General features: G+C 51.4%; 12 protein-coding genes. 11 read left to right on the forward strand and 1 reads right to left on the reverse strand.

All coding sequences use genetic code 11. From position 1 onward, the window contains the following. Window positions 1-6 precede the first annotated feature (6 nt). The 4 genes from J1778_RS08020 (at window position 7) to J1778_RS08035 (ending at window position 3,064) form a co-directional block, all read left to right on the forward strand. Complete coding sequence (locus J1778_RS08020) at window positions 7-561, forward strand: hypothetical protein (RefSeq protein ID WP_217172723.1); 555 nt, start codon at window positions 7-9, stop codon at window positions 559-561. Window positions 562-575: 14 nt separating this feature from the next. Beyond that, on the forward strand, window positions 576-1,151 hold the full coding sequence (locus J1778_RS08025) for a fimbrial protein (RefSeq protein WP_217172724.1): 576 nt from the start codon (window positions 576-578) through the stop codon (window positions 1,149-1,151). 65 nt (window positions 1,152-1,216) lie between these two features. Further along, window positions 1,217-1,819, forward strand: a complete 603-nt coding sequence (locus J1778_RS08030; protein ID WP_217172725.1) for a fimbrial protein — start codon at window positions 1,217-1,219, stop codon at window positions 1,817-1,819. A 12-nt stretch (window positions 1,820-1,831) separates the two neighbouring features. After that, entirely contained in the window at window positions 1,832-3,064 is a 1,233-nt protein-coding gene (locus J1778_RS08035; protein ID WP_217172726.1) for a fimbrial protein, read from the forward strand. 132 nt (window positions 3,065-3,196) lie between these two features. Here the strand turns inward: J1778_RS08035 and loiP are convergent, their stop codons facing one another. Beyond that, on the reverse strand, window positions 3,197-3,949 hold the full coding sequence (gene loiP / locus J1778_RS08040) for a metalloprotease LoiP (protein WP_113878237.1): 753 nt from the start codon (window positions 3,947-3,949) through the stop codon (window positions 3,197-3,199). A 248-nt stretch (window positions 3,950-4,197) separates the two neighbouring features. On the opposite strand from loiP, the gene tkt reads away from it, so the two are divergent. The 7 genes from tkt (at window position 4,198) to J1778_RS08075 (ending at window position 15,024) form a co-directional block, all read left to right on the forward strand. Beyond that, entirely contained in the window at window positions 4,198-6,192 is a 1,995-nt protein-coding gene (gene tkt / locus J1778_RS08045) for a transketolase (RefSeq protein ID WP_217172727.1), read from the forward strand. Between the two features lie 501 nt (window positions 6,193-6,693). Then, window positions 6,694-7,710 (forward strand): erythrose-4-phosphate dehydrogenase, encoded by a 1,017-nt coding sequence (gene epd, locus J1778_RS08050; protein WP_112288986.1) that lies wholly within the window; start codon window positions 6,694-6,696, stop codon window positions 7,708-7,710. Between the two features lie 72 nt (window positions 7,711-7,782). Next, on the forward strand, window positions 7,783-8,946 hold the full coding sequence (gene pgk / locus J1778_RS08055) for a phosphoglycerate kinase (RefSeq protein WP_217172728.1): 1,164 nt from the start codon (window positions 7,783-7,785) through the stop codon (window positions 8,944-8,946). A gap of 129 nt (window positions 8,947-9,075) precedes the next feature. After that, window positions 9,076-10,155 (forward strand): class II fructose-bisphosphate aldolase, encoded by a 1,080-nt coding sequence (gene fbaA / locus J1778_RS08060; RefSeq protein ID WP_165059161.1) that lies wholly within the window; start codon window positions 9,076-9,078, stop codon window positions 10,153-10,155. A 133-nt stretch (window positions 10,156-10,288) separates the two neighbouring features. Continuing rightward, window positions 10,289-10,669 (forward strand): lysozyme inhibitor LprI family protein, encoded by a 381-nt coding sequence (locus J1778_RS08065; protein ID WP_217172729.1) that lies wholly within the window; start codon window positions 10,289-10,291, stop codon window positions 10,667-10,669. Window positions 10,670-10,693: 24 nt separating this feature from the next. Then, complete coding sequence (locus J1778_RS08070) at window positions 10,694-11,776, forward strand: LacI family DNA-binding transcriptional regulator (protein ID WP_217172730.1); 1,083 nt, start codon at window positions 10,694-10,696, stop codon at window positions 11,774-11,776. Between the two features lie 149 nt (window positions 11,777-11,925). Continuing rightward, window positions 11,926-15,024 carry a beta-galactosidase gene (locus J1778_RS08075; RefSeq protein ID WP_217172731.1) on the forward strand — a complete coding sequence of 1,033 codons (3,099 nt, stop codon included), beginning with the start codon at window positions 11,926-11,928 and terminating at the stop codon, window positions 15,022-15,024. Window positions 15,025-15,042: the final 18 nt, after the last annotated feature.

Genomic DNA, 15,042 nt, shown 5'->3' on the forward strand with positions numbered 1-15,042 from the left:
TTATAAATGAAGCGTAGCATACTTTCACTTTTGCTTGCGGGTGGTGTTATTGCCGGCCAGTTCTGTGGTTCCGCCCATGCGGAGCAGCTTAATTATTCAGGCTCAGTGACGATTGAAAAAGGATCATGTGTATTTACCGCACTGAATAATATGCGCATGGAATTTAATTTTGCCTCGATCACGCCGCTCCAGGTTCTGAATGCGGCCACATCGCTGGAGAATACCTTTCAGGTAAAAGACTGCGCGGGTGCGTCGGGGATTGATTTATCATTAACCACCACCACCAGTCAGGTGCTGACCGGCGCGTATGCCGGAAAATGGACCATACCGGCAAGCGGAACCGGTAAAGCGGTTGGGCTGGCTTATAAAACGGAACTGAAGTCCGGCGGCGGAGCTTATGCATCCTTCCCTGTAGATGGCACTGCTATAAGTATTACCACCAATAGTGTCGCTCTGCCGATAAGTATTAAAACTACCCTGGTTCCGACGGTATCGTCACTGAGCGCCATGACCAGCGGTAATATGGACGCTGCCGCTATTATCAATATTGCGTATCAGTAATAAGGAAATTACAGATGAAAAAGCTAGCTTTGGTTTTATTTTTGGCGGGTCTGGCAAATAGCGCCTGGGCTGCCGACAGTATTGACGTTCAGTTTAAGGGGACGTTAACCAACCCAACCTGCACGGCGACGTTTACCGGATCAACTGGCACAGATCTGCATTTCCCGACGATGAAAGCCAGTGTGTTTAATTCGCTGCAGCAAGGCGCTATTGTTCCCGGCGATACTGTTCCGGGATATATCAAATTTACGTCCTGTGGCGGCGGTGTGACAGCTGTCAATATTCAGTTTGTCGGTAAATCGGTATCAGGATACGGATTCCAGGGTAAAGCGATGTATTTTACTCAGGGAGCAGCGACAAGTCAGCTGGGAATGGTGCTGTTCAAATCCAGTTCTGACACAAGCGAAGATAATGCGATACCGGTGTCGTCAGCCACAACAGCCATAAGATATCCACTGGCCAGCATGGTTAAAGAGGGCAGTGATTACAAATATAACGTTTTTGGTCGCCTCGTTCTCGCAAAACCAGCAAACCCTGTGGTTACAGGAGATTTAACCGCCTCGGGTGTAATTAATATTAGTTATGAATAAATGATTTATTTATAAATATTATTCCTCTCGAATATATAAATCTCATCGCAAGGGAGAGTTTTAAAATGGAAGTATTCTTTATTAAGAAAACAAAACTCTCTTTTACTTACAGAGTGCTTGTGGGGTTGGTTATTGTTTTTTCTGAAATACTATGGGCTCAGGCTGAACCCGTAAAGACAGAAAGTACTGGTATTGAGGTCAATTTTTCCGGTAATTTAAAGTCAGCAACCTGTAACGTTCATTTTATGGAAGATATTGTTACCCTTGATGGCGTGGGAGGGGCTGGTTTTAAAAAAATTGGCGATCTTTCCGCTTATCAGAAACCTATTTCATTAACTGTGCGTGATTGTCAGTTGCCTTATTCTCAGCAGGCGCAATTGTTACTGAGTTTTAAAACTCAGGCATTAACGGATATGGTGGCTCCCGGTGGTTTTTCCAATCAATTAGCTGACTCACCGACCGGAATTGGCCTTGCAGTCTTTGATGCGCGTGATAACAGTAATGTCCTTGATGCGCAGGGGCATGCAAGAGATGTGCGTTACCTGGTAACAGATGACACAGACTTAGTCTCGGAAAGAGCCTTTTATATCCGTTATATGCAGACCGATAATACCGTCGCAGCCGGCCCTGTCAGTGTTTTGCTGTTTGCAGAAGCAATTTATAATTAATGGTAATAAATCATGAAATTAATCTTACTGTTTGTTTTTTTATTTTGCGGGCACGCTATCGCCGCACCGACATTAACACCCAACTCTATTGCGATGCATAAGGTTACCGTCAATATGTCAGCATTCGGTAGTGCGGTTTCGGTAGGGAGCAAGGTGGTTAATGCTGAAGTCAATGCGAACTGGGCGACGGGGGGGGCAGACTATTTTATATATAGCAATAAGGTCCCTGATCCAGGTGCGGTCAGAACAACTTATGGCCCCTTATGGTATAAAAATACTTTTTGGCCATCGAACGTTAATATAAATAATAGTATATCCTATGACGGGATGACATATTATAAAATGATGAATGTTGCCGATAATGATATTTATGTTGCCTGGAAACAGGTGGTCTATGATTATAAAAGAAGGTCCAATACGTGGTATACAGCCCCTTTCGTCGAACAGGATTATTCACAATGGGTGTGCGCTATAAATTCTGAGGGTGAAATTAAGCTTGTAAATAATTCAAGGAGCGTTGCTGGGGGGGATTGTGGTGATGATGAGATGAGTATAAGTATACCCGTAAGACCGGCTGAAAACCCAAGTAACGGTACACTCTATTTTTATTTCCCTAAAAAACCAACCAAAACGGTGGTGTTTAATAGTTACCGACTGGCAGATATGAATATTACTTATAGTTTACTTCCTGATTATCAATATAGTTATCCTGGGGATGGCACCATGACACCCTATCTTCAGATTGTGCTGACGGGGTCATTGACGTTTAACAACGCATGCAGAGTGAGCACCAATGGTGGGCTGGCTGTCGAGGTTCCTTTAGGCGCGTTAAGTGCTGGCAAATTTACGACAAAAGGCGCACTGCCAAACGGTTATACGGCGAAGACCACCAATATAGAATTTAGTTGTGATAACGACATCCCAGGCACTTACGGCAGTGACTCCGTCAAATGGTCAATCAATGCGGCACCAACAAGTACTTCATCAGAAGCCAGCAATGGTATCCTGAAAGCAGTCGCTGCGGGGAGTGGTAATACCATCAATAATCTTGGCGTACAGCTAAAAAGTCCGCAAAATAGTAATAACGCAATTAATGCGACAGGAGCGGTGATCTATCCCACAACAGTATCTGGTAATAAGGCCACGGCGCAAATAACCGCCTATCCGACCATGATTAATGACACAAAACCCAGTGGCTCGGGTGATTTCAAGGCGATGGCAACGGTAACGTTTAATATTCCTTAAATGCCAGTTTAGACGGGTGGATTAGCGCAAGCGATATCCACCGTCATTCCTGTCAAGATTTCAATCATTAACTGAAGTCATTAGCTGAAAATAAAAGAGATGCGCCTTTCGATGCATCTCTTAATTGACGGATTACTTCCCGGCAGCAATACGCTCGCGAATATGTTTCGCACGCGCTTCTGAAGAAGGATGATCGTCAAACCAGCCGATGCTGCTTCCCTGATCCAGTTTTGCCAGTTTTTCAAAACTGGTTGCCAGACCGGTCGGATCGATACCGCGTTTTTTCAGCAAATCAAACGAGTAATCGTCCGCTTCTGATTCCTGTTTCTGCGAGAACTGCGCATTCACATATTTCTCGCCCAGATCCGCCAGTTGCGATTGCGACAGCGTGGCGCTGACACCGCCGAGTGACGAAATCGCCGAGCGCGCCGCGGTAGCGCTGTACGCCACCTGCATCGCTTTGCGGGTATGGCCCAGCGCGACGTGCCCCATTTCGTGGCCGAGCACGCCTTCCACTTCATTGTCGTTCATCATATCCATCAGACCGCTGTAAACGCGGATACAGCCGTTGGCCATCGCCCATGCGTTGACGTCTTTGGTCAGATACACCTTGTAGTTGGCGGGAGTACCGTTGATGTTGTCGCCCAACGCCGCCGAGATTTTTTTCAGGCGCTGCGCGTATTCACTGTCGTCAGGCGCTATCTGGGCTTTTTTGTCCATCTCTTCGCAAGACTGAACGCTCAGTGTTTTGACGTCGGCATCGCTCAGCGTATACGCCTGATAAGCCTGCGCGCCGGACTGCATTAAAGTATCGGTATTGACGGTTGCACAGCCACTGACCAGCGACGCGGCAAAAAGACTCAACATAACAGGACGAAATTTCATCAGTTCAGATTCCCAGAGAAGATAAGCAAAGGTTGAAAAGCAGTCACAAAAAGACCCCGACTGTCAGGATAGCGTTAAGGTAGGTTTTTAGCAGCACCCGATCTATAGTGTAAGTCCGAAAAAACGCACTGATTTAAAAGCGGATTTTGTGAACTTAATCACGAGAGTGATTAGAGATTGCCGTTTTAATGCCGAGTCTGAGAAAATGACTTTCTTGACTGCTTTTTTAATCCGACCTGGAGTAGAACATGTCCTCTCGTAAAGAGCTTGCGAACGCTATTCGCGCACTTAGTATGGATGCCGTGCAGAAAGCGAATTCCGGCCACCCTGGTGCCCCTATGGGCATGGCAGATATTGCCGAAGTGCTGTGGCGCGATTACCTGAACCATAACCCGACAAACCCGCACTGGGCTGACCGCGACCGCTTCGTGCTGTCCAACGGTCATGGTTCCATGCTGATTTATAGCCTGCTGCACCTCACGGGTTATGATCTGCCAATGAGCGAACTGGCAAACTTCCGTCAGCTGCATTCTAAAACTCCGGGTCACCCGGAATACGGCTACACTCCAGGCGTAGAAACCACTACCGGCCCGCTGGGGCAGGGTATCGCCAACGCCGTCGGTTTTGCTATCGCAGAACGTACTCTGGCTGCACAGTTCAACAAACCAGGCCATGACATCGTCGATCACCACACTTATGCATTCCTGGGTGACGGCTGCATGATGGAAGGCATTTCTCACGAAGTGTGTTCTCTGGCTGGTACCATGAAACTCGGCAAACTGACCGCGTTTTATGATGACAACGGTATCTCCATCGATGGCCACGTAGAAGGCTGGTTCACCGATGATACGGCTAAACGTTTCGAAGCTTACGGCTGGCACGTAGTCCGCGGTGTTGATGGCCACAATCCTGACGCCATCAAAGCGGCTATCGAAGAAGCCCACAAAGTGACTGACAAGCCATCCCTGCTGATGTGCAAAACCGTAATTGGTTTCGGTTCACCGAACAAAGCCGGTACTCACGATGTACACGGCGCTGCGTTGGGTGCTGCTGAAGTGGCTGCAACCCGCGAAGCACTGGGCTGGAAATACGCAGCGTTTGAAATCCCGCAAGATATCTATGCTCAGTGGGATGCTAAAGAAGCCGGTAAAGCGAAAGAAGCTGCATGGAACGACAAGTTTGATGCTTACGCTAAAGCGCATCCTGAACTGGCAAAAGAGTTCAAACGTCGTGTGAACGGCGAGCTGCCAGAGAACTGGGAAACCGAAGCACAGAAATTCATCGAACAGCTGCAGGCGAACCCTGCGAACATCGCCAGCCGTAAAGCATCCCAGAATGCGCTGGAAGCTTTCGGTAAAGTGTTGCCTGAATTCCTGGGCGGCTCTGCTGACCTGGCACCAAGTAACCTGACTATGTGGTCCGGTTCTAAGTCTGTCGGTGACGATCAGGCGGGTAACTATATCCATTACGGTGTGCGTGAATTCGGTATGACCGCAATCACCAACGGTATCGCGCTGCACGGTGGTTTCCTGCCGTACTCTGCGACCTTCCTGATGTTCGTCGAATATGCACGTAACGCCGTGCGTATGGCTGCACTGATGAAAATCCGCAACGTGTTCGTGTACACCCATGACTCCATCGGTCTGGGTGAAGACGGCCCGACGCACCAGCCGGTTGAGCAAATCGCCAGCCTGCGCGTTACGCCAAACATGAGCACCTGGCGTCCTGCGGATCAGGTTGAATCCGCTGTGGCATGGAAATACGCGATTGAGCGTAACGACGGCCCGGTTACCCTGATCTTCTCCCGTCAGAACCTGACCCAGCAACCACGTACTGCTGAGCAACTGGCAAACGTGGCGCGCGGTGGTTATGTGCTGAAAGATTGTGACGGCACACCAGAAGTGATCCTGATTGCGACCGGTTCTGAAGTCGGTATCACCGTAGAAGCGGCTGATAAACTGGCGGCTGCGGGCACCAAAGTGCGTGTGGTTTCCATGCCTTCAACTGATGCCTTCGACAAACAGGATGCGGCTTACCGTGAATCTGTGTTGCCGAAAGCCGTGACTGCCCGTGTTGCTGTTGAAGCGGGTATCGCGGATTACTGGTTCAAATATGTTGGCCTGAACGGCGCTATCGTCGGTATGCATAGCTTCGGCGAATCTGCTCCGGCAGATCTGCTGTTCAAAGAATTCGGTTTCACTGTTGATAACGTTGTTGCTCAGGCACAGGCGTTACTGAAGTAATTCCGCTTTCTTAAAAGCTTCTTAAAAGCACCTTCGGGTGCTTTTTTTTGGCCTGCAATTTTATGCGCAGGTTCTCAGTTTCGCGCGAAATGACGCAGGTCAAACCCTTCCGGTGCGGACTCAGCTAAACTCCCTGCATTCTGATGCTGTTTCAAACCATCGGTTTTTGAGAATAATCACTGTCGAAAAGGTGATGAAAAAGTAAAATCACTGTGAATACACGGAATTGGCTGATGTTTTTTTAAGCGTTCGGCGCGATTAATGCCTCTGCGACTGACGAATTATTCCTTTTATTCATTGTTTGGTTTATTCTCAGCTGAACCGTTTCAGTCTGGCTATTTGAGCTTAACATCGTCACCAGGTTGTTATCGTGCCGGAAACTGAAATTTTTCTGCCGCACGCATTGTGCTGACAGATGACGATGGTGATTCACCGTAAACGCACGCTGCATTACTATAGGTGTTACTGAAATTGAGTAACAACCGTGTAACAGGGAGATGTATGCCAATACGTATTGCAATTAATGGCTTTGGTCGCATTGGCCGTAGCGTATTGCGCGCGTTATACGAATCCGGGCGTCGGGCGGAAATCTCTGTCATTGCCATCAATGAAATCGCCAGCCCTGAAGGCATGGCACATCTGCTCAAATACGACTCCAGCCACGGGCGCTTCGCCTGGGATGTTCGCCAGGAAGGTGAAAACCTTTACGTCGGCGATGACTCCATCCGTTTACTTCACCAGCCTGATGCCAGCCAGTTGCCCTGGGGCGAACTGAGTATCGACGTCGTACTCGATTGCACCGGTGTTTACGGCAGTCGTGAAGACGGAGAAGCCCAGCTTGCGGCCGGCGCCAAAAAAATTCTGTTCGCGCATCCCGGTGGTCATGATCTCGACGCCACGGTGGTTTACGGTGTAAACCACGATTTGCTCGAACGCCAGCACCGCATTGTGTCCAATGCGTCCTGTACCACCAACTGTATTATCCCTGTGATCAAGCTGCTCGATGATGCGTTCGGCATTGAGTCGGGCACGGTAACGACCATCCATTCTTCGATGAATGACCAGCCGGTCATCGACGCGTACCACGCGGATTTACGCCGTACGCGCGCTGCCAGCCAGTCTATCATTCCGGTCGATACCAAATTGGCCGCAGGGATCACGCGCATCATGCCTAAATTCTGCGATCGCTTTGAAGCGATCTCGGTGCGTGTGCCGACAATCAATGTCACAGCCATTGATCTGAGCGTATTTGTCGAGGGTTCTGTGACGGTAGACGAGGTGAACCAGCTGCTGCAAAAGGCCGCAACAGGTGCTTTTCGTGGTATAGTTGACTATACCGAACTACCATTAGTCTCGACAGATTTTAACCATGATCCCCACAGCGCCATCGTAGATGGAACGCAGACGCGGGTAAGTGGACAGCACCTGATTAAGACACTTGTCTGGTGCGATAACGAGTGGGGTTTTGCCAACCGAATGTTGGATACAACATTGGCAATGTCCGCTAGCGGTTTCTAGTACGGCTGTTCCGGCCTTCTGGCCGAAATTGCCTTCAAGCAACTTTAAAGAGAATCAACGAGAGGATTCACCATGTCTGTTATTAAGATGAGCGATCTGGATTTAGCGGGTAAACGCGTACTGATCCGTGCCGATCTGAACGTGCCAGTTAAAGATGGCAAAGTAACTTCAGATGCACGTATCCGCGCTTCTTTGCCAACCATCGAAATTGCCCTGAAACAAGGCGCACGCGTGATGGTTACCTCGCATCTGGGTCGTCCGACTGAAGGCGAATATAACGAAGAGTTTTCTCTGCTGCCGGTTGTGAACTACCTGAAAGAACATCTGAAATCCCCGGTACGTCTGGCGAAAGATTACCTTGATGGCGTTGAAGTTGCAGAAGGTGAGCTGGTTGTTCTGGAAAACGTTCGCTTCAACAAAGGCGAAAAGAAAGACGACGAAGCACTGTCCAAAAAATATGCTGCTCTGTGTGACATCTATGTGATGGACGCATTCGGTACTGCGCACCGCGCGCAAGCTTCTACTCACGGCGTGGGCAAATTTGCGCCAATCGCCTGTGCAGGTCCTCTGCTGTCTGCAGAACTGGAAGCACTGGGTAAAGCGCTGGGTAACCCGGCGCGTCCGATGGTAGCTATCGTTGGCGGTTCTAAAGTTTCTACCAAACTGACCGTTCTGGATTCCCTGTCCAAAATCGCTGACCAGCTGATCGTTGGTGGTGGTATCGCGAACACCTTCGTCGCTGCTCAAGGCAACAACGTCGGTAAATCCCTGTACGAAGCAGATCTGGTCGGTACCGCAAGCAAATTGCTGGAAACCTGCGACATTCCTGTTCCTACAGATGTTCGCGTGGCGACTGAGTTCTCCGAAACAGCGACCGCCACTGTGAAGTCTGTTAAAGACATCAAAGATGACGAACAAATTCTCGACATGGGCGACGAGTCTGCAAATCGCCTGGCTGAGATCATTAAAAACGCTAAAACCATTCTGTGGAATGGTCCTGTAGGCGTGTTCGAGTTCCCTAACTTCCGTAAAGGGACCGAGATTGTGGCGCAGGCTATTGCTGACAGCGAAGCATTCTCTATCGCAGGCGGCGGCGACACTCTGGCAGCTATCGACCTGTTCGGTATCGCTGACAAAATTTCCTATATCTCCACTGGCGGTGGCGCATTCCTGGAATTCGTTGAAGGGAAAGCACTGCCAGCGGTTGTGATGCTGGAAGAGCGTGCTAAGAAGTAATGAACCCTGAACAGGGAGCCAGCGGCTTCCTGTTCTTCTTTGCCGCGCGAGGGGCTGCACAGTGGAACTCGCGCGACATAGCAAACCGATTCAATCCATCTACGGCCGACGAATACAGGACAAAGAACTATGTCTAAAATTTTTGATTTCGTAAAACCAGGCGTTATCACTGGTGATGATGTACAGAAAGTTTTCGCTATTGCTAAAGAAAACAAATTTGCTCTGCCAGCGGTAAACTGTGTAGGCACCGACTCTATCAACGCCGTTCTCGAAGCTGCTGCTAAAGTCCGTTCACCGGTTATCGTTCAGTTCTCTAACGGCGGCGCTGCGTTCATCGCAGGTAAAGGCCTGAAAACTGACGTGCCACAAGGCGCGGCAATCCTGGGTGCAATCTCTGGCGCACACCACGTACACCAGATGGCAGAACATTACGGCGTGCCAGTGATTCTGCACACCGACCATTGCGCGAAAAAACTGCTGCCATGGATCGACGGTCTGCTGGACGCGGGTGAAGCTCACTACGCGAAAACCGGTAAACCACTGTTCTCTTCACACATGATCGACCTGTCTGAAGAATCACTGGAAGAAAACATCGAAATTTGCAGCAAGTACTTAGCTCGCATGGCAAAAATCGACATGACTCTGGAAATCGAACTGGGTTGCACCGGCGGTGAAGAAGATGGCGTGGACAACAGCCATATGGACGCATCTGCACTGTACACTCAGCCACAAGACGTTGATTACGCATACGAAAAACTGAATGCTATCAGCCCGCGTTTCACTATCGCTGCGTCATTCGGTAACGTACACGGTGTTTACAAACCAGGTAACGTTAAACTGACTCCAACGATCCTGCGTGATTCTCAGGAATACGTGTGCAAGAAACACAACCTGCCACACAACAGCCTGAACTTCGTATTCCACGGCGGTTCCGGTTCTACTGCAGCAGAAATCAAAGAATCTGTAGGTTACGGTGTTATCAAAATGAACATCGACACCGATACCCAGTGGGCTAACTGGGACGGTATCCTGCAGTTCTACAAGAAAAACGAAGCTTACCTGCAAGGTCAGTTGGGTAACCCGGAAGGCGCGGACAAACCTAACAAGAAATTCTATGACCCGCGTGTATGGCTGCGTGCTGCTCAGTCTTCCATGGTGACTCGCCTGGAACTGGCATTCAAAGAACTGAACGCAATCGACGTACTGTAATTCTTACGCTTCCGGTGCTTGACCACCGGAATGTGAGGATAATCGTCAAAGGGGCTTCGGCCCCTTATTTATTGCCCGTTTTATCTTCACAATGTCACTCCTGTTAACGCAAATGCCACTGGCGGAGAAAATTATGCGTATCGCATTGTTCGCGTTATTTGCCCTGACGTCCTTTGTTCAAGCTGCTGAAATTGATTGTAAAAATGCCACGACCCAGATGGATATGAACATTTGTGCCGGACAGGATTTCAAACGCAGCGATGCGTTGTTAAATCAGGCTTACAAACAAAAAATGGCGCAGCTTTCGCCGGAGCAGCAAACCAAATTCAAAGCAGCCCAGCGCAGCTGGATTGCATTTCGTGATAACGACTGCGCGTTTATGTCTTCCGGCGTTGACGGGGGCTCTGTTCAGCCGATGATCTATTCCGGCTGTCTGCAACAGAAAACCGAGCAGCGTACCAAAGAAATTAATGACATTCTGCACTGCGAAGAAGGCGATTTAAGCTGTCCATAACATGAAGTCTGAAGGTAGAAAGCCATGAAGCCAAAATCTGTGACCCTTGATGATGTCGCGCGCCACGCGGGTGTGTCCTATCAGACCGTTTCGCGTGTACTCAATCAGGCTGCGCACGTGTCGGTAAGAACGCGTAATAAAGTCGAACAGGCGATGGCTGCGCTGAATTACGTCCCGAACCGTGTTGCCCAGCAACTGGCGGGCAAACAAAGCTTTACCCTCGGACTGGCGACCACCGAACTGGCGCTGCATGCCCCGTCTCAAATCGCATCGGCGATGAAAACCCGGGCTAACCAGTTAGGCTTTAACGTCGTGATTTCGATGACTGATAACCTGAGTCTGGCTGCCTGCCGCACGGCGGTGAACGAACTGATGTCGCAGCGGGTAGACGGCGTGCTGATCAACGTGCCACTGTCGAATGACGATGCGGCTGCGATCGCCCGGCTTTGTGGCAATCTACCGGCGTTGTTTCTGGATGTGGATCCAGAAGCTGACGTCTTCAAAATTCTGTTCGATCCGCACTGCGGCGCGGAGCAGGGCGTGGAGCATTTGCTGGCGCTTGGACATCAGCAAATCGCGGTGCTCACCGGCCCGCTGGAATCTATCTCTGCGCGCTTACGTTATGAAGGCTGGCTGAATACGCTCGCGACGCGGGATATTTCGCCCTGTGTGGTTCAGCACGGCGACTGGAGCGCGGCGTCGGGTTATCAGCAGGCGTTATTACTGCTCAATCAGCCGGTGCGCCCGACGGCGATTCTGGTCGCCAATGACCAGATGGCGCTCGGTGTTTTGCGCGCCGTGCATGAGTTTGGACTGCGGGTGCCGGAACAAATCTCGGTAATTGGCTATGACGATACCGAAGATAGCGCCTTTTTCTTCCCGCCGCTGACTACCATCAAACAGGATTTCCGGCTGCTTGGTCACGAGAGTGTGAACCGGCTGGTGGATCATCTGCACAAAAATGGTGATCACCACAGCGACTCGCTGTTGCTGCCGACTTCTCTGGTCGAGCGTCACACCACCGCCAGGCCTGGCGCAGAAAACGTCTCACAGGAAGCGTTGTCGCAGGAACTGATCCGTATCGCCCGTCAGCTTAGCGCGCTGTAATCTTCTTTTAATTCGCAACTCTATTAAATGCCCATGACGCGGATTTTGTGATCCGCGTCCCTTTCCCGCATCCTTGCGCTTTACTTACTCTCTCCGGTTACGCATGTTTATATTATTGTGAGCGCATAACAATTTACCGGGGAGATATTATGAATCCATCAGCGGAAGATAAGTTATCGTCGCTGGCCACTGTTCTGGCCCGCCGTGACTGGGAAAAACCTGCCTCGACGCAGTGCAACAGATTACCTGCGCATCCGCCGTTCAGCAGCTGGCGTAATGCTCAGGAAGCCAGAGAAAATCAGCCATCAGAAAAAGTACGCAGCCTGAACGGCCAGTGGGCGTTCAGCTATTTTACCCGTCCTGAGGCGGTGCCGGAGCAATGGCTGCAGCAGGATCTGGCCGATGCAGATCCCGTACAGGTGCCATCCAACTGGCAGCTGGCAGGTTATGATGCGCCGATTTATACCAACGTACAGTATCCGATCCCTGTCAATCCGCCGTTTGTACCCGAAGAAAATCCTACCGGTTGTTACTCGCTCACAGTTTCTGTGGATAAAGACTGGCTGAGCAACGGACAGACGCGCATCGTGTTTAACGGCGTCAATTCAGCGTTCTATTTGTGGTGTAACGGCCAGTGGATCGGCTATTCGCAGGACAGCCGTTTACCGGCGGAATTCGATCTCAGTCAGGTGCTGCACGCGGGGGAAAACCGTCTGGCGGTGATGGTGCTGCGCTGGAGCGATGGCAGTTATCTCGAAGATCAGGATATGTGGCGCATGAGCGGGATTTTCCGCGATGTCACGTTGCTGCATAAACCGGCGGAACAAATCACCGACTTCCAGGTGCGTACGCATCTGTTCCACGGCTTCACGCAGGCCGAACTGGAAGTACAAGTCAGCGCCGCCGTACCGCAGGAAAATGCCGCTGATTATCAGGTGCGCGTCGAGTTGTGGCAGGGCGATAAACCGGTCACAGAACATCAGCAACCGCTGGGCAGCGAAATTATCGACGAACGCGGAACGGCATATGATCGCACCACGTTGCGTCTGCCGGTCAGTCAGCCTGCGTTATGGAGTGCGGAACAACCGGCGCTGTATCGTGCCGTAGTTTCCCTGATTTCTCCGGAAGGTCAGCTTATCGAAGCCGAAGCCTGTGACGTCGGTTTCCGTCAGGTGGAAATCAGCAACGGGTTGCTGAAAGTGAACGGTCAGCCGGTGCTGATCCGCGGCACCAACCGCCACGAACATCATCCTGAAAATGGTCAGGTGATGGATGAAGCCACTATGCGCCGTGACATTGTGCTGATGAAACAGCACAACTTTAACGCCGTGCGCTGCTCGCATTATCCGAACCATCCGCTGTGGTACAAGCTGTGTGACGAATACGGTCTGTACGTCGTGGACGAAGCCAATATCGAAACCCACGGCATGCAGCCGATGAACCGTCTGTCGGACGATCCGGTGTGGTTCAACGCCTTCAGCGAACGCGTGACACGCATGGTTCAGCGCGACCGTAATCATCCGTGCATCATCATCTGGTCACTGGGTAACGAGTCCGGGCATGGCGCAAACCACGACGCACTATACCGCTGGATAAAATCTGTCGATCCGACCCGTCCGGTGCAGTACGAAGGCGGCGGTGCCAACAGCGCAGCAACCGACATCATCTGCCCGATGTATTCCCGCGTTGAGCAGGACCAGCCGTTCCCGGCGGTACCAAAATGGTCGATTAAAAAATGGATCAGCATGCCGGATGAAACCCGACCGCTGATCCTCTGCGAATACGCCCATGCAATGGGTAACAGCTTCGGTGGTTTCGATAAATACTGGAAAGCCTTCCGCCAGTTCCCGCGTCTGCAGGGCGGTTTCGTCTGGGACTGGGTCGATCAAAGCCTGCTGCGCACCGGCGAAAACGGCGAGCGTTATATGGCGTATGGCGGCGATTTTGGTGATACACCAAACGATCGCCAGTTCTGCATGAATGGTCTGGTATTTGCCGACCGCACGCCGCATCCGTCCTTGTTCGAAGCGCAGCGCGCCCAGCAATTTTTCCAGTTCTCGCTCACCGGCACCTCGCCGCTGACGCTGGAAATTCACAGTGAATACCTGTTCCGTCACAGCGATAACGAGCAATTAGTCTGGCGTATCGAACGTGACGGTGAAGTCATTTCGCAGGGCGAAGCAGTGCTGAATATCGCGCCGAACGGCAAACAAACGTTGGCGCTGGGCGATATCCCGCAGGCAGAAGGCGATTTGTGGCTGAACGTCGCGATACACCAGCCGCAGGCAACCGCGTGGTCCCAGGCGGGACATCGCAGCGCCTGGGATCAATGGCAACTGCCGCAGCCGCTGAGCCTGCCGGTGCCGGAGAAAATCTCCGCTGCTGCGCCGGTTCTGGATCAGCAGGGTGACCTTATTTCTGTGGTGCATGGTGCGCAACGCTGGCAGTTCAGTCAGCAAACCGGACAGCTGGAACAGTGGTTCGATGGCAAAACGCCGCGCCTGCTTAGTCCGCTGCGCGATCAGTTTGTCCGTGCGCCGGTGGATAACGATATCGGGGTCAGTGAAGTCACGCGTATCGATCCGAATGCCTGGGTGGAGCGCTGGAAAGCGGCCGGCATGTATCAGCTGGAATCGCGCCTGCTGACTATCTCCGCCGATCAGTTGCAGGACGGCGTGGTGATTATTACCACGCACGCGTTTATGGCGGGTGAGGAAACCCGTCTGCTGAGCCGCAAGATTTTCCGCATTGATAATCAGGGCGAGTTGCATATCAGTGCCGATGTGTGTGTGGCATCAAACGTGCCTTCACCGGGACGCATTGGCCTGACCTGTCAGCTGGCAGACACAGCAGAAAAAGTGAGCTGGCTGGGGCTGGGGCCACACGAAAATTACCCGGATCGCCGTCTGGCCGCGCAACACGGGCGATGGACGTTGCCGCTGGCTGATCTCTATACGCCGTACGTTTTCCCGACCGAAAACGGCCTGCGCGGTGAGACCCGTGAGCTGGATTACGCCGGATGGACGTTGCGCGGTAATTTCCACTTTGGCCTGAGCCGCTTTAGCCTGCAACAGCTGATGGACACCAGTCATCGTCACTTATTGCGCGAAGAACAGGGTACCTGGCTGAACATCGACGGGTTCCATATGGGCGTCGGCGGCGATGATTCGTGGAGCCCGAGCGTCAGTCCGGACTTCCTGCTGACTGCCGGTCAGTACCATTATTCGTTCACCTGGAAACGTGCCTGACAGCCTGCGCCGCCGGGT

Origin of the sequence: Rahnella bonaserana (assembly GCF_019049675.1) — a bacterium.
Taxonomy (GTDB): Bacteria; Pseudomonadota; Gammaproteobacteria; order Enterobacterales; family Enterobacteriaceae; genus Rahnella; species Rahnella bonaserana.